Genomic DNA, 1,348 nt, shown 5'->3' with positions numbered 1-1,348 from the left:
GAATCCAAACTGCGGGGCCGTGTTGATCGCGCGGACCGCCGCACCCATACCGACCCGCGGATTCCGCCACAGGATGGTCAGGCTTGAGGCCAGCGTCGCCAGGGGCTTTTCACTCTCAGGGGCAAGCCGTGAAAATCCGGTGCATTCCCGCACCGTGCCCAGAACTACAAAGCCGCCAAGAATGACCAGGCCAAGGGAGATCCACAGGGTATTGAAAGCCCCTACCGCGGGAATGGTTGCGCTTGCGAGCAGCGAGCCCAGCGTCGGAAGACCGCCCGTGAACGCAAACCAAAACCATCCCACAGCAGATCCCAGCCGCCGCGTCGGGGTGGAAGCCGCGATCCAAACCAGAAAACCATAAGCAAAGAGCGGGTATCCCAGCCCCCGCAGACCGTAACTCACCAGGAGTAACGTGAAGTCCATTGAGGGCAAAGCCACTGCAAGAACAAGTACCTGGAAAAAGACCCAGAGCACGAGCCCAAGGATCATCACCCGGCGCGGACCCCAAAGATCCGACAACGCGCCGGAAGCCCATGCAGCCACGCCTGCGGCGACCCCGTACACGGTGAACAGGAGCCCGACCTGCCCCTGCTCAAGTCCGCGGTCCAGAAGGAACGTGGAGAGATAGCCGGACTCAACTCCGTCCCCGATCATGAAAATAAGCAAGCCCACAAAGCCCCAACGCAGAGCATGGGGCATACCGACCCGGTCTGCCCACGAAGAGGGAACTTCGATGAGCGGCGCTGGCGATGAGGCTGTTGAGGAAGCGGACGAAGCTGCCATTGCATTCTCCTAGATGGCGCGGCGCTGACCGCTTCTTTGCGGAAGGCTTCAGTTGCTCGCGACGAGTGAAAGAGTATGTGACCCATCTAACGGCACAAACGTGGCTCATGTCAAGATTAACGTTATGACTAACATTTTTTCTGTTACAAACCTGCGTAGTGCCATGCCCCTCGAGCCCAAGGCAGGCCCCTCCCACCGCTGACCGGGCGCCCCTGCCTAAGCCTTGGGTGATGCCTTCCACGACCTACTGGAGACAGCAGGGAACGGCTCCGCCACACATTCCCTCAGCACGGCGCCGTACGGCTCCCTGACCAACCGGAGTCTGCGCTATTAACCCGAACGACTATCTCCTACATCCAAGGATTTTCATGCTCCCGGCGCCGGCACGCGGAACCGCAGCACCCGAAGGGGCCAGCGCCGGGCTCAGGTGAGCGCAGCGGTCGGTTCCTCCCTTTGCTTCCTTTCCCTTTCTCCCCTTTGGCTCCTTCCGTTACCCTTCTTGTTCTTCTTCTTTTACGCCTGTGTTGTGTTCATGCATGATCTGCATGACGGCGTCGTGGTCCCG

General features: G+C 60.2%; 1 protein-coding gene. It reads right to left on the bottom strand.

Features of this window, described 5'->3' with window-relative positions; genetic code table 11:
- The coding region (locus DBR22_RS20430) for an MFS transporter (protein WP_146187596.1) at nt 1-783 on the bottom strand (783 nt) is incomplete at its 3' end.
- Nucleotides 784-1,348: the final 565 nt, after the last annotated feature.

It is taken from the genome of Arthrobacter sp. HMWF013, from assembly GCF_003061105.1.
GTDB lineage: Bacteria > Actinomycetota > Actinomycetes > Actinomycetales > Micrococcaceae > Arthrobacter.
The sequence above is the reverse complement of the archived record's forward strand: the minus strand, read 5'-3'. Positions and strand labels throughout refer to the sequence as shown.